This is a genomic window from Butyrivibrio sp. (genome assembly GCF_024699075.1).
In genome coordinates this window covers 1-20,358 of sequence record NZ_JAILQF010000080.1, presented here as the reverse complement: position 1 = coordinate 20,358, position 20,358 = coordinate 1, and the positions used below count along the sequence as shown (strand labels likewise).

The 20,358-nt window shown below is 36.6% G+C and carries 13 protein-coding genes; 8 read left to right on the top strand and 5 right to left on the bottom strand.

Annotated features, from left to right (window positions below; genetic code table 11):
* Window positions 1-37 precede the first annotated feature (37 nt).
* Window positions 38-508, top strand: a complete 471-nt coding sequence (locus tag K6G87_RS03110; protein WP_296833760.1) for an SCP-2 sterol transfer family protein — start codon at window positions 38-40, stop codon at window positions 506-508.
* 196 nt (window positions 509-704) lie between these two features.
* On the opposite strand, the gene K6G87_RS03105 is transcribed toward K6G87_RS03110, so the two are convergent.
* Window positions 705-1,205 (bottom strand): flavodoxin, encoded by a 501-nt coding sequence (locus K6G87_RS03105; protein WP_296833757.1) that lies wholly within the window; start codon window positions 1,203-1,205, stop codon window positions 705-707.
* A 104-nt stretch (window positions 1,206-1,309) separates the two neighbouring features.
* Window positions 1,310-3,148, bottom strand: coding sequence for an EAL domain-containing protein (locus tag K6G87_RS03100; RefSeq protein ID WP_296833754.1), 1,839 nt, complete (start codon window positions 3,146-3,148; stop codon window positions 1,310-1,312).
* Between the two features lie 477 nt (window positions 3,149-3,625).
* Between K6G87_RS03100 and K6G87_RS03095 the strand changes: the two genes are divergently transcribed.
* Window positions 3,626-10,462 (top strand): pectinesterase family protein, encoded by a 6,837-nt coding sequence (locus tag K6G87_RS03095; RefSeq protein WP_296833751.1) that lies wholly within the window; start codon window positions 3,626-3,628, stop codon window positions 10,460-10,462.
* A gap of 92 nt (window positions 10,463-10,554) precedes the next feature.
* Here the strand turns inward: K6G87_RS03095 and K6G87_RS03090 are convergent, their stop codons facing one another.
* On the bottom strand, window positions 10,555-11,127 hold the full coding sequence (locus tag K6G87_RS03090) for an alpha/beta hydrolase (protein ID WP_296833748.1): 573 nt from the start codon (window positions 11,125-11,127) through the stop codon (window positions 10,555-10,557).
* A 338-nt stretch (window positions 11,128-11,465) separates the two neighbouring features.
* Here K6G87_RS03090 and K6G87_RS03085 point away from each other — a divergent pair, with 338 nt between their 5' ends.
* Both K6G87_RS03085 and K6G87_RS03080 read left to right on the top strand, forming a co-directional pair.
* Window positions 11,466-11,840, top strand: coding sequence for a hypothetical protein (locus tag K6G87_RS03085; protein ID WP_296833746.1), 375 nt, complete (start codon window positions 11,466-11,468; stop codon window positions 11,838-11,840).
* A 407-nt stretch (window positions 11,841-12,247) separates the two neighbouring features.
* Window positions 12,248-13,570: a DNA polymerase Y family protein gene (locus K6G87_RS03080; RefSeq protein WP_296833743.1), complete on the top strand. Its 1,323-nt coding sequence runs from the start codon at window positions 12,248-12,250 to the stop codon at window positions 13,568-13,570.
* A gap of 59 nt (window positions 13,571-13,629) precedes the next feature.
* Here K6G87_RS03080 and K6G87_RS03075 read toward each other — a convergent pair whose 3' ends face one another.
* Together K6G87_RS03075 and K6G87_RS03070 are read right to left on the bottom strand one after the other, a co-directional pair.
* Window positions 13,630-14,526 carry a DMT family transporter gene (locus K6G87_RS03075; RefSeq protein ID WP_296833740.1) on the bottom strand — a complete coding sequence of 299 codons (897 nt, stop codon included), beginning with the start codon at window positions 14,524-14,526 and terminating at the stop codon, window positions 13,630-13,632.
* A gap of 334 nt (window positions 14,527-14,860) precedes the next feature.
* The gene (locus K6G87_RS03070) at window positions 14,861-16,525 is read right to left on the bottom strand and encodes a bifunctional metallophosphatase/5'-nucleotidase (RefSeq protein WP_296833736.1); all 1,665 of its coding nucleotides are present in this window, start codon (window positions 16,523-16,525) and stop codon (window positions 14,861-14,863) included.
* 873 nt (window positions 16,526-17,398) lie between these two features.
* Between K6G87_RS03070 and K6G87_RS03065 the strand changes: the two genes are divergently transcribed.
* The 4 genes from K6G87_RS03065 to K6G87_RS03050 form a co-directional block, all read left to right on the top strand.
* On the top strand, window positions 17,399-18,136 hold the full coding sequence (locus tag K6G87_RS03065; RefSeq protein ID WP_296833733.1) for a YveK family protein: 738 nt from the start codon (window positions 17,399-17,401) through the stop codon (window positions 18,134-18,136).
* Window positions 18,137-18,138: 2 nt separating this feature from the next.
* A complete protein-coding gene (locus K6G87_RS03060) occupies window positions 18,139-18,987 on the top strand; it encodes a class B sortase (protein WP_296833730.1) in 849 nt (282 codons plus the stop codon).
* Between the two features lie 34 nt (window positions 18,988-19,021).
* On the top strand, window positions 19,022-20,122 hold the full coding sequence (locus K6G87_RS03055) for an LCP family protein (RefSeq protein WP_296833728.1): 1,101 nt from the start codon (window positions 19,022-19,024) through the stop codon (window positions 20,120-20,122).
* Between the two features lie 43 nt (window positions 20,123-20,165).
* Window positions 20,166-20,358: hypothetical protein (locus tag K6G87_RS03050; RefSeq protein ID WP_296833725.1), on the top strand; the 193-nt coding region annotated here is incomplete at its 3' end.

Below are 20,358 nucleotides of genomic sequence, written 5' to 3'. Positions count from 1 at the left end.
GAATATCTACAACCAAGGAAAAAGGAGTTATGGGAAAATGACTTATGAAGAGTTGGTAAAAGAGGTAAAGAAGAATTATGGTGCGCTAGATGCCAGTGGTATTAAGGAGCATGTAGCAGTTCAGTTCAATATCGAAGGCGAAGCTGAAGGAGCTTTCTATGTAGAAATATCTGACAGCACAGTAGATGTTGAACCGTTTGAGTATTTTGACAGAGACGCAGTTGTAACAACAAGTGCAGATGTTGCTCTTAAGTTATCATCTAAGAAGATTAGTCTTAAGGATGCTTATGATGATGAAACGGCTAAGGTATGGGGAGATCTTGATAAGATTCTTTATGCATATGATCAGCTTTCATCAAAGGCATCAGAGCCTAAAAAGGCCGCTGCTACTAAAAAGCCTGCAGCTAAGAAGACAGCAGCAAAGAAACCAGCTGCCAAGAAAACTACAGCTAAAAAGCCTGCAGCAAAGAAAACTGCAGCTAAAAAGACAGCAGAAGCAGCTAAATAATAATTATCAAAATACTTAAATTAAGTAATGTTCAAGCGGACAAAAGGCCGGAATCGAAAATTCGATTCCGGCCTTTTTAAACCAAAACTCTCTCTAAAACATCATATTAATGATATTTAGCAAATATTATAGACTTCTTATAATAAATTCATATTATATTGTTTTCTTATATAGATTAAAACAAAAATAAATCTTCTTATAATGACTGAATCCAGAAGTCTAATTCTTTTTCTGAAATAACCATCTGATTGAGATTCTCTGCATCAAACTGTATTGACTTGGGATTTACAATCTTTGTTGTCTTACAACCTTCCTGTAAATCTGCAAGAGAATGTCCTTCATATCCACCATAGGTTACGAAAGGGACAACAATTTTATTTGAAAGATTATAATTGTCAAGGAATGTTGAAACTGCAGGAGCTATAGTATACCACCATGTTGGGGATCCGATAATGATCTTGTCGTAGCTTAATATATCATGAGTAAAAGGCTTTATTTCCGGCCTGAAGCCACTCTCGACTTCCTCTTTGCCCTGTGCCATTATATCATCGTAAGATCCGGTATATTTCTTTATAGTCTCTATTGCTTCGATATCGTATGATTTTTTATCTGCAATTCGTTCTGCGATTTTCTTAGTATTACCCATACTTTGTGAGTAATATAAAACAATAGTTTTCTTCTTTCTGTTAAAAAACATTTTGACCCTTTCTGTACTATCTATAGTAAATACTAACTCATAGATATGTTAATAAATATTTGTGAGTAATACAACTTTAACCATTAATACATTCTATACTAAAATCATATAACTGCATAGGCAAGTTTACTCTTTTTTATATTATTTGATTCTATGAATTTGATAAATTCATCCTCAGGCATTGGCTTTGAATGATAATATCCCTGAATATAATCTACACCTTGCATAGCGAGAATATCTTGTTGTTGTTTGGTTTCTACACCTTCAGCAAGTACGTGCATACCATATTCTTTCATAAAGTTTACACATAGATCAAGCATCTTGAGCTTTCTTGTATCAGTTTCATCCAGACACATCCATACAAATTCTTTGTCAAGTTTGATCATGTTAAACTGCATTTGGAGCATGCCCTTAAGGTTTGAATAACCGCTTCCAAAGTCGTCCATAGAGAAGCTGCAGCCAAAATCTTTGAGGTCCTGCATATTGCTTACAACAATATCATCATTATCTATATAAGCGGTTTCTGTAATCTCCAGATTAATATGACCAGGCTCTATTCCATAGTTTGTAATGTGCTTTGAAAGTCTTTCAGGAGTAGTAGCATCCATTACTTCTTTACCGGATAGGTTGATCTCAATATATTTAATTCCAAGACCTTCAAGATCTTTTTCTTTATAAAACTTACAAACTTTTTGGAATACCTGATCATCTATATCTTTTACGATATCAAGTTTTTCAGCTATAGGAATGAATACTTCCGGGGATATAAATCCCATACTTGTCGTGCCTTTAAGACGAACAAGAGCTTCTGCTGATACGTATGCATTTTCTTTAATACCATATATTGGCTGATAATATACATCAAAGGCATGCTCTTTAATAGCTCTTCGTAAGATGTCTTCAACAGTTTTTTCATATAGCATTTTATTGATAAGCCTTGTATCGACATCTATAACTCGTTCAGCCTGCTTAGCTGCATATTCTTCAGATAAGAAGTCTACTACCTGAAGTGCCATATCTTTATTGTTAGCATAAGTAGGAGCTTTGATAAGCTGAATGCGATATTTCCTGTTTCCAAGTAATTGTTTATGATTTTCGTGTAATGTCTCAATAAACTGTTTGGCTTGCGTTTTATCATCAATAAACATGGATATTGATTTATCGCTTGTAAGGAATACTCTGCGTCCTGAAGCATTCTTTTCCATAGTTGCAACTTTATGAAGATTATTTTTGATTTTTTTGCGATCTTCTTCAAAAAGAAGATATTTCTTATCTGTAAGAGTAAAAACTAATATATAAAATTGCTTATTACGTCTAAAACGCTCAGAAAGCATTCTTTCAAATGCATATCTGTTCATCAGATTATCATAGCCCTTAATACTATAATCTCGAGGATTCTCAGAAGCAATGAATACAAGGGTTGTCATTGCAAGTACAGGAGCAGGAGCTGTCCTCCATCCAATGTTAATAACCTGAATAAAGTTTAATATGAACCAAAAAACAACACCTATGATCTCTGCAGAATAAAGCTCGTGGTTAAGCAAATTCTTAAAACGAAAGCATAATATAAGTACAGAAAGCATGTACATAAAGCCTATAAAAGAACTGGCATATATAATAAATCTGTCATTAAATGCTGTGTTTCCTGCTATCAGGAAGGAAGCAAATGAAAGAATTATAAGCAAAGTTTCAATAGATATAGGAACAAATATATGTGCAAATCTGTTAAATGTTGTCTGCGTCATAGAAAAAAGCTGCTCGAACAAGTACACAAAATAAAAGAATGTAACAAGCGTTGATGCAAACAACTCAGAATGCTCAACCAGTGAAACTATAACGGGCGGAAAAATATTACTGTTAAGTTCACAAGCAGTATATGCGATTTCAAGAATTACACTTATTATCGTAGTCCAAAGATAATAAGTAAAAACCTTGGTCGCCAAAATTGGGAGCCTGGTCCTTTTGTAATATAAATATAACAGTAAACCAATTACTGAAAATGTAAAAATAGGTAAATTGTAAGCGTTCATTTCTATAACCTGTTAATCTAAAAACAACAATGTTATCCCCGCTTATTCTCATAAACTCTTCCCGCGATTTTAGAAAATATAATAGCAAATCCCAAAATCACCAAGTTATATTATCATAAAAACGGAATAATTAAAAGAAGAAAATTTAAAATATGATAATACTGATATTTAAAATTATGTTACAAATAAAATGTAAAAATGTACAAAATAACAAAGACTTTAAAAAAATTGCTAAATCCAAGCATGCGTATTTGTAAGAAGTTACAAAAAATACTTAAAATTCACTATTTAGCTGTAAATACTAACTAAAATATGCTAATAATATTCTTATCAAAAATCTATTGTAAACGTTTACATATCCAAACAACTAAATAGATATGGGAGGGAGAAATGAAAAAATCCAGTAAAGCTAGGATGTTAGCTGCTGTAATGGTAATACCATTAGTTGCAACTATGGCAACATCTGCTTTGTTACCGGGGACTTCTTTTGTGTCTTATGCAGAGGAAGTGGAACAGACAGTAGCAGTAACAGGGGTTTCATTAGATATGGAAAGCCTGGAAATCGAAGTTGGGGAGACGGCAACACTTTATGCAACAGTTGAGCCTTCGGATGCAACAATTACAGATGTTGAGTGGTCAAGTTCTGATGAAGGCGTAGCAACAGTAGTAAGCGGAGAAGTGACAGGAATTTCAGAAGGAAGTACAACAATAAGTGTAACTACTTCTGATGGAAGTTATACAGATTCCTGTAATGTAACAATAATAGATTCTACAGAATCAGAAATAGAAGAAGCAGATTCTACAGAAGAAGCAGATTCCTCTGAAACAGCTTCCACAGAAAGCGAAAATACAACAGATTCAGAAAGTACAGAAGCTGCGGCAAGTTCAGAAGCTGCGGCAAGTACAGATGAAGCAGCAGAAGAAAGTAGCGATGAAAACGTAACAGTCTGGGATTTTAGTTCTTCAGATTTTTATGAAAACTGTACTGAGAGTGGAGCAGGTGAGTATAACGGTCTTACATGGACTAATGGTAAATCACACAATAATACATATCTGTATTCAGGAAGCGGAACAATAACAGTTCCTGTTACAGGTAAGTGCCTTGTAAGTGTGAGCGCCAATTATCAGTACTCTTTTTATTTTAACTCCAAAAATGAAAGCTCTTACAATGTGAGTACAGGCACGACAGGAACAACAGAGACTTTTTCCTGTAATTACAGTGGTGAAAGCGAAGGAACAGTGACAATTACAGTGGATGGAACTTCTTACATCACAAAAATCGAGCTCTCAGATTATGATGAATCAGTAGAACTCATATATGGTCAGACTTCTGAAGAAGAATCCGAAGAAGAAAGCACAGAAGAGCAGACATATCTGGCAGAAGGATCTCCATCCAATTCAAGTGATGGATACAATCATGAGTATGATGTCTGGGATTTTGCAGGAGATAGTCTTGAAAACACAGATACCAATACTTATAACAACCTTCTGACAGAAGATATTATAAATGGTCTTTATGGTGACACTGTAGAAGCCGGTTCAACAGGTGTAACACTTGGAAGTTTTGATACAGGAACAGGTCTTTCTTTTTATAGTGCTAAGACCAATAACAGATTAAGATCTACAAATACAAATCTTTCAAGATATGATGATAAGAGTAAGACTGATGCAGATGGCAATACATACAGAGGATATATCTATTCCAATAGTAGCAGTACAAATGCAACAGGACTTATGTTTGAAGATCTTGGAGCAGGAGACATAGTATATGTGATCGCAGGTTCTAATAGCAATGCTGCAACATATGCATGGGGCATGGATATAGAATCCGATCCTATTCAGACAGAATCATATACTAAAGCGGCAGGTCTTGAAGAATTAAAGTTCTATGTACCTGAAGATGGGGATTATTATCTCTGGTGCACAGATGAAAAACTTGTAGTAGCAAGAGCTTATGTAGAACATGCAAATGATATTACTGTAACGGGTGATATCGAAATGCCTTCTGAGTATGACACAGAAGATGCAACACTTGTTTTCACACAAGAGACTAAAGATGGCGATGAACTCAGAATAATAACAACTGATGTTATTAACGAGGATGGCCAGTATTCATATAGCGTAGTTCTTAATAAGATGTATGACTATGAAGTTGCACTTGAAGGAGCTAATGGATTTGTAATTGATTCTACAAAACTTACAGATGGGGTTATTTCTATAGATAATATTTCAGATAGCGAACTTGTAGTTGATCTGACAGTAACTAAGGTTGATGTAGTGACAGTGACAGGTGAATTCAAAAATCTTACAGCTGAAGCTGCAAAATCTCTAGAGCTTACAATCACAAATCAGGAAGAAGATAGACCTTATACACCAGTTCTTACAATAACAGACGATACTAATGAGTTTACACTTGAACTTGAAAGCGGACAGGTATATGACCTTGAAGCATCTGGCGTTGATGATTATGAACTTGTAACAGAATCTATTACAGCAGATGAAGATTGCGAGCAGGATATTGTATTTAAGGCAAAGGATACATATCTTATCGATGTAACAGTAGAAGGACCAACTGAAACCGAGCTTGCAGATCTTACTCTTAAATTTACAATTTTAAAAACTCCTATCACAGGTGAACTTGACAGCTATAGCTACAGCTTCACGGGACAGGACGTAATTGATGGAACAATAGCACTTAGAGATGGCCAGTATCATATAGAGGCAACTCTTGACGGATATGAGATGGCTCTTACATCAGATCTTAAAGTAAATGGTGAAGATACCGCTAAGATAATTGTAATGGAAAAGGCTTCTGAAGATGAGACCATTGCTTATTCAGAAACAATAACGGTTGGTACTGATAAAGATTATACAACTATCAATGATGCACTTGATGCTGTCCGCAACATGGATAGAGATGAAGATACACAAAGAGTAACAATCGAGATTGATCCTGGTGATTATCAGGAAATGCTTATTATAGATGTTGCTAATGTATCTCTTGTTAATAGTGCCGGGGATAGTGCAAGCATTGAACTTGCAAGTTCAGGTGTATCAATAGCTGATAACGCAGTAAGAATTACTTCATACTATGGACATGGCTATACATACTATTCCATGGATGAAGACTACAGATACAATGAAGAAGTATTAAAGGTTAATCAGGAGAATGGATATCCTACAGTAACTAATCCAGGATCTGGAACAGCTACAATGTGGAATGCAACAGTTTATGTTGATGCTGATGGATTTACAGCTTCCGGAATAATATTCGAAAACTCTTTTAACCAGTATGTATCAGAGCTTGCGGCTACAGATACAATAGTGGCTCAGGCTGGAGCAAAAGAAGGTTCCGATGGTACAAGAGATGATCTTGAAGAAGGCAGTACAGTAGTACAGCAGAAGGCATATGTAGAAAGAGCTGCAGCACTTGCTCTTTCTGATAATCTCTCAGATATAGTATTAACAGATTGTAAGGTAGTAGGACGTCAGGATACCCTTTACGGTGGCAAGTCCACATATGCAGAGTTTAATAACTGTGAAATATATGGTGCTGTAGACTATATATTTGGTGGAATGACAGCAATCTTCTATCAGTGCGAGCTCAAATTCAATACAACTGATGACAAGAATGATGTAGGTTATATTACAGCTGCACAGCAGACTTCAGGCCGCGGCTACCTTATGTATGAATGCCATATTACAAGTGTAGAAGCCGGTACTGACGTAGATTCAAGCTATTACAGTTATACAACAAGTAAACCAGGATATTTTGGAAGACCTTGGCAGGCTAATACAAGCGAAGTAGTATTCTACAATACAACAATTGATGCATGTGACAGCACTCTTGCATCTACTTATGGCAGTGAGTCACTTATTCAGCCTGCAGGATGGCTTAATTCTCTTGGCGGCGAAGGAATGATGTATGAATATGGTACAGAAGAATCATCAGGAGTAGATAATTCTTCAAACAGAATTCCTTCATGGACTACTTGGACCACAGCAGATAGCGTACTTACAACACCATATCTTGCCGATGGAACAGAAATAACACTTGATGCTTTTAGAAAAAATGCATCAGAGCAGACAGAACATACATGGGAATTCTCCACATATGGATCATCTGTTTCTACAAGTTATAACAGCGCAACAGTTAATTCTGACGGATCAGTTACTGTAGCATCTACAAACGGCAAAGGTAAGCTTGTTCCTGCTTCAACAGACGGCCTTGCATTCTATTACACAACAATAGATGCAGACGATGAGAACTTCACACTTGAAGCTGATATAACAGTAGATAGCTGGAAGCTTTCAAATGGACAGGAAGGTTTCGGCATTATGGCAGCCGATGCTGTTGGTGTTAATGGTGATACTTCTACATTCTGGAATAACTCATATATGCTTTCTGTTACAAAGGTATCTTATACTGGTGACAATGGAAATGCATATACTATGAAAATAGGTGTAGGAGCGCAGGAAAAGAAAGGTGTTACAGCGGATAACCTTGAAACAATCAAAGGCGGAGATGTAAGCGATTTTTCAAGTACAATGTACACACTTGAGACAAGTGCAGCTGATGAAGGTCTTGATGCCGGAACATATAACATGTGCGGCAACTATACTAATACATCCGGAATGACAGATGTATCAAACCTTACTACAACCTTCCATATGTCTATAAGAAGAAATAACACAGGTTATATTTTGACTTATTCAGATACAGAAGGAAATGTAATTGGATCTCAGCTTTTCTATCATCCGGATGAAGGCGATAATCTTACAATGATTGATACAGACAATATCTATGTAGGATTCTTTGCTTCCAGAAATGCAACAATTACAGTAACTAATGCTACTCTTACTACAGTTGCTCCTTCAGATGATGATGCTAAGGAAGATCATCCACTTACCTATACAGATCTTGAAGCAGGATTTGAATCTGCAGATTTTGCTAATCAGGAAGATTATGAGCTTGTGTACTATGGTAATGCAGATGGAACACTTTCAATAGTTGACGAGGATGGCAATGTGATCCTTGAAGAAACTGAAGTAACAGCTGATAGCAAAGTAAAAACAGACGTTACCTTAAAAACAGGCGATAATACTTATACAGGAACATTTGTACCTGACCCGGAATTTAAATTTGATACATATGAAGTATTAACATCATATGATACTGTAACATTTACCATTACAGTCAATTATGAGAAAGGTACAAGATATGTATATTATGTAAGCCCTGATGGAACAGAAGATGCAGAAGGTTCCAAAGACGATCCTATGGACATATACACAGCAGTAACAGTTGTAGAGCCTGGAGATAAGATTCTTCTTGCAGGAGGAACATACGAACTTTCAAGTACAGTTTTAGTAGAAAGAGGAATTGATGGAACTGAGGATAAGCCAATCTATATGATGGCTGATCCAAAAGAGGCAGAAAGACCGGTATTTGACTTTGGAGGAAGTTGTGCAGGAATGATCCTTGCAGGTGACTACTGGTATTTCCAGGGATTTGATGTTACTAATTCTCAGAATGCACAAAAGGGTATTCAGCTTTCAGGTTCTTACAATACACTTGATCAGATCCATGCTTATAGAAACGGAAATACAGGTATCCAGATAAGCCGTTATAAAGGAACAGATACATATGAAGACTGGCCTTCATATAATACAGTTCTTAACTGTACATCATTCCTTAATGCAGATGCAGGATATGAGGATGCAGATGGATTTGCAGCCAAGATCACTGTAGGAGATGGTAATGTATTTGATGGATGTATTGCAGCATATAACGCTGATGATGGATGGGATCTCTTTGCAAAGGTAGAATCCGGAGCAATCGGAGCAGTAACAATTAAGAACAGTGTTGCATACATGAACGGATATGTTCTTGATGAATCAGGAAATCTTGTAGATGCAGGTAACGGTAACGGATTCAAGATGGGTGGATCATCAATAGCAGGCGGACATATGCTCATTAACTCCGTAGCATTCTGCAATAAGGCTAAAGGTATTGATTCTAACAGTTGTCCTGATATTCAGGTAACCAATAGCACATCATTTAATAATGGTTCATATAACGTGGCTTTCTATACTAACGATGCAGCAAATACAGCATTCGTTGCAAACGGTGTTATCTCATATCGTAACGACGGCGGTGTTGATGATCAGTTCAAGCTTAAAGGCACTCAGGATGAAGCTGATGTATATGGAACAAGCAACTATTATGTAATAGATGGCGTTTCAGTTAATAGTGAATCAGTTACAGTTGATGATTCATGGTTTGTATCAGTAGACTCTGACACAGCAATAGGAACATCAATGACCTCAGAGTCTAATGACCTTGTATGCGGAATTACAAGAAATGCTGATGGAACTATCAACATGAATGGATTCCTTGTTCTTTCTGAATCTGCAGGATCAGATACTGGAGCAACAGTAGAAGGCGAGAGCTCAGAAACAGTAGTTGTTACTAAAGAGGAAGAAACTCAGGTAAAAGATACTTCAGAAAAACTTGATGGCAAATTTATAAGAAAATGGTGGAACATCTATTATCAGCTTTCTGATGGTACATACCTCACAGGACTTCACAAGATTGAAGGACAGCTTTACTACTTCTATGATAACGGAGCAATGGCAAGTAACACATTTGTTACTATTTCAGAAAAGACCTATTACTTTAATGACAGAGGTCAGGCAGTAAAAGGCTTTATGACTCAGTGGTTCTTCAACACCTACTACTTTGATGATAACTGCGTTCTTGTACAAGATGGATTCTTTACAGTAAACGAATTCACCTATTATGCTAGAAAAGATGGCCGAATCGTTAAAGATGATTTTGTAAAGGTCACAAGTGAAGATGGAAGCGTTCTTACATACTTCTTTGACGGAAGCGGACACATGGTAACAGGATTTGTCAAAAGATGGATGTGGAATACTTACTACTTTGACGAAAATGGCGTTATGGTTACAAATTCATTTGTCACAGTAAATGGCAATACCTACTATTTCGCAGCTGATGGCCAGATGGTTCGTTACTGGAATACAATAGATGGAAAACAGTACTACTTTGGCGATAACGGAGTTATGGTAAAAGGATGCGTCGAGATGTGGTGGACAATCTATGTATTTGATGAGAATGGAGCGCTTATTGAAAGTCACAGCGTATATGAGAGAGCTTGTAACTGGGTAAGGATAAGGCTGGGAGGATTCTCAATAAGAATGTGATCTATTCAGAAATCAAAATGTAAATAAAAATCAGCAAAATAAAATCCGATCACTTGTTATCTTACAAGTGACCGGATTTTAAGCTTTATAGGTTATTCATAGTCTGAAATATAGCTTTCAACAGTTTCAATAACATCCGCAACGTAATCTATATCATCTACGACTGAATCAGTCAACTCAAGCGAATGATTAACATCAGGGATTTCGATAAGCTCTATATGATTCTCCATTGCAAGCTGTTCTATAGCGCTAGTGTTAGCCCATGGATCATTGGTGCCATGAAAAGCAAGCCCATAGCCATCTTGAACATACTTAAAGGTTTCTTCAAGAGGAGTATAGTAGATCTGACCAGCAAGGATATTGTTTTCCAGAGCATATTTGGCTGCCATAATAGTGCCAATGCTTTTCGAGAAGAAGAATATGCAATCATCATCTCCAGTATATTTATCAAAATCAACCTTGGAAAGCTGTTCACAGGTCTGCTTCCATGCAAGATCAAAGCATTCTTTCATTTTGCTTTCATCGCCTCTTACGTTAGAAGGGAAATCTGTATAATCAAGGGCTATAACATCAAAACCATGGGTCTTGGCAAGCTTTTGACTGTAATATAATAAAGGTTTTTGATTTGTATACCCGATTCCCGGGAAAATAACAGCAAGTTTCAAAATGGTACTCCTTTCAGTGCCTGCATATGCTTAAGTTGCAGCTCATTGTACTTGGTAGTTTTTAAATATTTGGCGGGTCATAAATTCATATTCGGTTTCAAGCAAGCTCGAATCGAAATGACTTTTGACTCTTACGTCATATTATAAAAGAGAACATAGGATTCTTCTATATAGTATATGATCAAAATACATCAAATTAGAAAAAATATGTCGTTTATTCCAAAAAACATGCATTTCGTCGGAAATGTATTTATTTGTATAAATAAAGTGGTATTATATCATTGGTCCGTAAAAATGACCAAATCTAATATCTATAACGAAATGTTTTGGGAGGAAATATGAGCAAGACAAGTACATACATTAAAGATGAATATTGGAATAAGTTCTATTATCAGGTTAGAGCATTTATTATAGGAATGGCTGTAGGAATGTTTATCAGCGTCGCTGAAAGATGGGATATATCAGTACTGGTTTCTAATTTAGGCTATAGACCCAATAACAGCTATATTTTTTCTTCTTTGTCATTTGGAATAGTATTTCTTATAGTCTACACGGGAGCTGTGTTTGTTATTCCTTGGTTTAACAGAAGAACGGAGGGCGTTAAAGTTCTTATTGTTATGCTGTTTCCTATAACATTATTTGTATCTTTTATAATAGGACTCGTTGCTTTTATACCTTATACACTCCACTGTTTATATAGAGCTTATGTTTAAAGAGAAAATGCCGCACACTTCTTTAGGTGAGCGGCTTTTTTTCTATGTTCATTACAATTTAAAACAGAATAATTTTTTTGATGATTGATCAATTGAAAGAAGATAATGATTTTTACAACGATCAATTGAAACAAGATAATTATTTTGATAAAGACCAATTAGTATGGAACATTTTTATTGATAATATCAAATCAAAAAAGGCTATTTATAATAGTTAAAAGAAATCCAGCTGCAAATAAAGCGGCTAAAATAATAATTGCATAATACCATTTAATACGTCCCATGATGATCTCCTTTAGTATGAATGACATAAATTAAAAATTACTGTTCATAATTGTATCATGAACAGAATCTATATGATTTAAAACCCCTTATGTCATGTTATCATATAAGAGGAGATTTTTACTATGGATAATATAAGAAAAATAATTTTTCATGTAGATGTTAACAGCGCCTTCCTTTCCTGGAGCGCTGTAAAAATATTAAAAGATGATCCTACAGCAATTGATCTTAGGACAATACCATCTGCTGTTGGCGGAGATGTTGAAAGTAGACATGGCATTATTACAGCAAAATCCATACCTGCCAAAAAATACGGAGTGACAACCGGAGAACCGGTTGTTAAGGCCCTGCAGAAATGTCCAAATCTTGTAATGGTTCATAGTGATTTTAAAACATACAGGGATTATTCTCAGAAATTCATAAGGATTCTTAAAACATATTCTCAGATCATAGAACAGGTTTCAATTGATGAAGCATTCATTGACATGACAGAGCCGGTTAACGACATGTACAGATCTGCCGGAGACATTGAATGTACCAAAGAAGAAGCCTTAAAAGAGTTTGCCCTTATTATGGCAGGCAGAATAAAAGATGAAATTCGAAACACGCTGGGATTTACTGTAAATGTAGGAGTTTCAAGCAATAAGCTTCTTGCTAAGATGGCATCTGACTTCGAAAAGCCTGATAAGATCCATACTCTTTTTCCAGAGGAAGTCAGATCTAAGATGTGGCCACTTCCTATAGGTGAATTGTATGGCTGTGGTAAGCAAACATCTGCAAGACTTTCGGAACTTGGAATGCGGACAATAGGAGATGTTGCAAATACTGATCCAAAGCTTCTTCAGGATGTGCTTGGGATAAAGCAGGGAGGATATATATACCAAAGCTGTAATGGCTATGGAAGTAGTGATGTTAATCCTTATGAGGAAGATGCAAAAAGCTATTCTAATGAAACTACTACCAGATTCGATATATCTTTTTCCAATTATGAGAGTGAGATGCCGCAGATACTTAAATGGCTATCTGAAAGCGTATCAAGGCGACTTCAAAGAGACGGAGTATTTGCTTCTACCGTATCTGTAAGCGTGAAAACCGATGCCTTCCAAAGAAGGTCAAAGCAAGTAGGAATCGGTGATTCAACTAACGACGAAGAAATAATATTAAAGACTTCCAAAAGATTAATGGATGAGCTTGTACTTGGAGAAAATGGCTTGTTCGCAAAAGGCTACAGTATAAGACTCGTAGGTGTTGGAGCGTCTGACCTTGATAAAGGTGAATACAGGCAGATGAGCTTATTTGATCTTGGAGCTCAGAATAGTAACTCCAAAGGCAGTCAAAACGCTGTCATAAATGATGCCCAGAGAGCAGAAAAGCAGCGAAGACTTCGTGAAATGACCAAAAGTATTGAAGACAAATATGGTGAAGGAATAATTCATAAAGGAAGATGAAAAGGGCCACGGTGGCCCATCACATGATCCTATAGAAATAATATTATGTCAGTATGATGTTAGTCTGACGTCTTTCTGTTATATTCCCATTTGAAGACAGCAGCAAAGATGATAACTGCATAGCCTACAAAGCTCAGTACATCAGGAATTTCACTAAGGAACAGGAATCCAAGTATTGCAGCAAATATAACCTGTGTATAATCAAAAACAGAAATCGATTTTGCAGGAGCGAGCTGATAAGCGGCTGTTATATTGAACTGGCCTACAGCGGCAGATATACCTGAAAGTATAAGACATCCCAGCTGCCATGGAGCCATGGGCTCCCATTGCATGATCATAAAGGGAAGTGTGAGCATGCAGGAAAAAAGCGAGAAGTAAAATACAATAGTAGGCCCTGGCTGTCCAAGCTTACCCATCTTATGAACATAAGCATAGGCAGTACCTGCGCCAAATCCGCCATATAAACCAACAAGTGCTGGAAAAGAGCTTAATCCAAGGCCAGGCTTTATTATGAACAAAGCTCCGGTGAAAGCCAGGATAACACATAACCAGTCCACTTTATTGGGGATTTCTTTCATAATAAAATAAGACATTATGATTGCAAAAAACGGAGAAAGCTTATTGAGCATGTTGGCATCTGCAATACCCAGATGATCTATTGCCCAAAAGTTTGCTATAAGTCCTGTAGTACCGAAAAGGCAGCGCAAAAACATTGAGGATTTAGCGTTCTGGACTATTTTAAAACCAACCTTCTTTTTAAATAAAGTATATACCGCGATAAAAAGAGCAACGAAGTTTCGGAAAAAAGCTTTTTCCATTGTAGGAAGATCGCCTGAAATTCTTACAAAGAAAGTCATAAGAGCAAAGCCAAGAGCTGCTAATAGAATATGTAGTACAGCAAGTCTTAGTTCCTTGCCAGTTGGTGCTGAATTATTGTGATTAGATTGTTCTGCCATATATTTTGTATCCTTTTGAATTTAATATATCTGAATAATAAATCAATCAGACAACTAATTCAAGGAAAGCGTAGTCGAAGAATGATTATTTCATACTTCAAACTTTGAATGTGTGCTAATATCTATCATTTATTAACTGCCAGAGATAATCATATTACAAAAGATAAGCATATTCACAAAATGTGAAGTTTGAATTACTAATTTAGACTAAATTATAAAGGGAACAGAAGATTGCAAGCACCAACATTCCAGTCGCTAAATAATAGACCTGTCGTTTGTCGGTGTTACAAAATTTCTGTTCCCTTTTTTATATAGAAGAAACTGATATTACTACTTACTTAATAATAGTCTGATCACCTCTGATATCACCATATTTATCAGCTGTAACTGTGCCACCAAGTTCTTCTGCTACATAAGCCATAACAGCTTCGTCCATAACAATACCGGTATCGAACTGATCGCTTGCGGATGCAAATCTGTAATATGTATCACCGCCAGCAGCACAGAAGTTGTTGGTTACAACTGCATATGTATCAGTCAAAGAGAATGGCTGACCATTTATGCTTTCGATTGTTACACGAGTAATTGCGGATGGAGCATAGTATGTAGAATCTGGATATGCTTCTCCCTGCTGATAAGGCTTTGTTGTATCAATAGTGAACTTAATACCTGAAGTCTGAGGATAACCACCAATTGCCATAGGAGTGCAATATGTTGATGCTTCAAGAACTTCAAGAAGTTCAGCGCCTGTAACATAGACAACAGCTACAGTATTACCAAATGGAAGAACAGTATTAATATCATTCTTTGTAATGCTGCCTGCTTCTATTGAAGCTCTGATACCACCACCATTTGTGATAGCAATAACATGATCTTCAGGAACATTGATAGAACCGCTCTCTTTAAGAACAGACCACTTAATAGCATCTGTGATAAGATCGCCAAGGTTTGTCTCCTCAGTTCTGTTACCAGGATCACGTTCACCGTTTAAGTCGATAGCTGTATAACCAAGAATCTTGTCATACTCAGCATTTACTCTCTGGAAAATAATATTGGCATTAGCTGAAGTAGTAACTTCCTGTGCAAGATTTTGAAGTGTAATAAGATAATGGTCATCGATCTTCTTGGTTGCATTATCAATCTGAATAATACCAATATTTTCAACCTTAGTACCTGTTGACTGAATAGGCTCTCCGGATGTTCCCTGAGTCATAACTGTATGTGAGTGACCATCAATTATAAAATCAATACCCGTTGTATTTGCATACATATCAATACTTCTGTTTCCATCAGGAGCAGACTCCTCATCTACACCAAGATGTGAAAGACAGATAACAAGGTCAGCACCCTGAGCCTTAAGCTGATCGGTCTGAGCCTGAGCACATACGTAGTTCTCAGCCTTGTTAAGGAAAGAAATTCCCTTTATCATAGCAGGATTAACCTTGGTTTTGGTCTCAGGTGTTTCCATACCAAAGAAACCAATCTTAATACCTGAAGAAGTATTATAAATAGCATTAGGAGTAAAAAGAGAATTACCTTCAGAATCAGTAACATTAGCACACAGAACTTTGAACTTGGCATAATTGAAATTAGATCTGAGCTGATCATAGCCATAATCAAATTCATGATTACCAATAGTTACATAGTCATAACCCGCAGCATTCATCATTGTGATAGCATCAAGGCCCTTAGTAGTACTAACATAAGGCGTTCCCTGACTGTAATCACCTGCATCAACGAGAATAACTTCTGCACCACGCTTTGTGAGATTATCTCTCAAGGATGCAACATAAGCGTATCTGCTGATAGCGCCATGTACATCGTTGGTATGGATGATAATGGTCTTACCGGATAAGTCCATCGGAATATCAAGAATAGTTCTTACATCCGCTGAAAAATCCTCCGCATGTACCTGCATATGTGTGACACCTGTTGCCACAACAAGTATAAGAGCAAGTATCATTGCAAACAACTGTTTCAATAACTTCTTACATTTCATACTTACAGTACCCTCCTTACTGTTATTTGTAGCTGATTTAGCGCCTACATAATTAGTATAGATACTATACGGTTTAACATCAATATATATATTTAATAAAGAAAGCAATTTGATATTTACTTTGATCAAGGCTCCATTACGTGCTTATTCATTGAATTATAAGCCGGGCAGTAAATGATTATTTATGAAACTATCATTCAATAAGACATCACTAAATATAGAAACATAGAACTTGAAATGATAATTTACCATATGAAAATAGGGCGATTAGTCATAAATTGCTTGCGATATATTGAAGTTCAAAAAGAAAAACTGAAATGAAAGCATAAAAACACACTTATATATGGAAGAAACACAACAAAGAAAAAGGCTGAAAATAAGCAAAGTTTCCATGAGTATCAGTAAAGATGTGATATTTATATTTATGCAAAAATAAAATGTTTCCAATTGGTAAAAATCACCAAATAAAACAATAGAATTAACTAATTATACCAATTATAATATTTACCAAAAAAATATAGCAATAAATGAGAAAGATTGAAATAATTGAGTTTTTTCTAAAAACAAGAATGAAAAAACATCAGCAAATAAGCGGTTTTGAGTAAATGCAAAATTTCTATAAAGAATTTTGCATATTTAACAAAAAATGATAAAAAATTATAAAAATATGATAGATTTAATGATAGTAAATAATTTATAATCTTTGACAGTATAAATCATACGAACTCACACACACATTTATATTTTTTCAATAGTATACAATGAAGTATATAAATTCATTGCGTGGGATAAGTGCGGTCTATTATACTGACGGGTCTGGATCATGAGGGGATCAGGATCTGGTGATTTATAAAAAATAGGGATGGGTGAGATATGAATAACACGGATTTTATTCAGCTTGAAGAAGAGGATGAGATTGATCTAGCTGAACTCTTCTTTGTTCTAAGGAAGAACATTATTGCAATAGCATTATGCGCAATAATCGGTGCCACTGCAGCGTTTGCTTATACAATTAATTTTATGACACCGATATATACGTCATCTTCAATGATCTACATTTTTTCAAAAACAACCAGCATAACAACAGCAGCTGATCTTCAGCTTGGTTCACAGCTTACAGTCGATTTTGAGATCCTTGGTACAAGTAGACCGGTTCTTGAGAAGGTTATCATGAACCTGGGGCTTGATACAACTTATGAAGACCTTCTTAGAATAGTAGAGATTGAAAATCCTACTGATTCAAGAATCATCAGGATTACAGTAAAGAATCCGGATGCACAGCTTGCTTCAGACATTGCAAACGAGATTGCAGATGTACTTGCGGACAGAGTTGCACAGGTAATCGATACAGATAAGCCTTCATCTGTAGAAGATGCTGTACCGGCCAAAGAGCCAACAAGCCCGTCTGCGAAGAAGAATACAGTACTTGGATTTATGGCAGGACTACTTCTTGCAGCAGGATTTGTTCTTATACGTTACTATTCAGACAATACTATTAAAGATGAGGACGATGTAAAGAAGTATCTGGGACTTGGAACATTTGCTTCCTTCCCTCTTGAAGTTACGATTGCTAAAAACAAAGGAATTACTAATAAGACAAGGAAGCATTGATCATGTCTAAAAAAAGACTTGGCGCATGTATACTATTAGTATTGCTACTTGGAATCATCTCGGCGATAGTTGGTTACATGATATCTGACAAGATTCACAGTGACAGCGTTGCTCAAAGCATTCAACAATCAGCACATGCAAGCATTACAACACCAGGTAGTAATAGTCTTAAAAGTAGTACATCAGATTCAGAACAACAAACGATTACAGATAATACGACATCAGGTTCAGGCATTTCAGCAACTTATCAATCACCAATAGACTTTGACACATTACAAGCTTCTAATGAAGACATATATGCATGGATATCAATACCGGATACAAGTATAGATTATCCCATAGCACAGCATCCAACAGATGATTCTTACTACCTCAATCACGGAGCAGATGGAATATATAGCGATTATGGATGCCCATATACAGAAACATCAGATAGCAGTAATTTTATAGAATTTAACACAGTGATATATGGTCACAACATGAATAACGGATCAATGTTTGGTTCGCTTCATGACTATGAAGATGAAGACTTCTTCAAAGAGCATAGAACGATATATATCTATACTAAAGATCATACATTTACTTATACAGTATTTGCTGCGGTTATGTACAGTGATGCACATATACCTTATTACTACGATGACAATATTAAAGAGGACAGAGAATCTTTTCTCAAATCTCTAAAGACAGATAATGTAAAAGAACGCAGCATATATTATGAAGACATGGATGTAACAGCAGACAGTAAGATCGTAACGTTGTCAACCTGTGACAAGAAACTTAGGAACAACCGCTTTCTTGTAGTAGCAGTGATGACGCAGATGGACGGACGAGCAATATCTAACAACTAGGCTACTTGTAATACGATCGGGACATGAGGTCAATATGAGTCATAAACATAAGCACAGACACAGAAGACATAAAAGATTCGGACGTGAGGAAAGAAAAACCTTCCTTATACTAATGGCGGCAGCACTTGTCATTGTAATAGGAGCCGGAGTTTATGGATATAGAAGTGCGATAAATGAAAGTCAGAAAGTAGTAAAAAGAATAGAAAAAGCTCAAGAGCCAGTAGATTCACAGACTCAGGCTTACACGGCAGATACAGATGGCGCAGCTTCTGCTTCTGCAGCAACTACAGCTATAGTTGATAATTTTGATGGAACACTTACCTATAAAGGTGTGAAATATAAACCAAATACATCGATAGAGACAGTTCTGTTCCTGGGTATAGATGATTCGGATCAGACAAGGCAGGGAGCCGGAATCGATGAGGGCGGACGTTCTGATACCATGATCCTGTTTATTGTAGACAAGGACAAGGAGCTTATAACTCCCCTTGAGATCAACAGAGATACAATGGTAGGCGTTGATATATATAATAACGACGGAGAATTCCTATATACAGGTCAGGAACAGATCACAATGCAGTATTCCTATGGACGCTCAGCCAAGGAAGCCTGCAATCTGACCAAGCAGAAGGTTGCAGATCTTCTTATGAGGACACGAATCAATAATGTCGTATCTCTCACAATGGAAGGGATCGAGCCTTCAGTAGATGCCATAGGCGGTGTAACACTAAGGCTTCAATCAGATGAAACAGACCTTGATCCAATGTATACCGAAGGCGCAGTTATAACGCTTAATGGTAAGGATGCTTACGACTTCGTCCATACAAGAGATGTTGAAACAAGAGGCAGTAACCTTGACAGAATGTCAAGACAGACCCAGTTCATGCTTGCATTATCACAGACAGCAAGACAGAAGGGCTCTGATATTATAAATGTCATGGAAGAAGCTGCCGGTGACTATCTGTATGAGGATATGAACGCTGATATTGCAGACTGCTTTGCCAAGTATGAAGTAGCAGATACAGTCTACATGCTACCGGGTGAAAACGTCGAGGGAGTATTGCATGATGAGTTCTACGTAGACAATGAAGAACTCACCAGCTTAATAATACAACTCTTCTATGTTGAGGGATAACCTGCATAGAAACAACAATTTATTTCAGAATGAGGGATGAGATATGAAAAAGAGAATTCTAACAGCAACAGCAGCAATCGTAGCAGCAATGACACTTGCACTTGGAAGTGTAAGCGCACTTGCAGCAAGCAGAACAGACACAGCAGAAGTTCTTGGAGCAACAAGAGACAGAGAAGATGCCGGCGAAGCGGCAGTACTTGGTGCAGACAGAGCTCAGAATTCTGTAGAGGTAACTA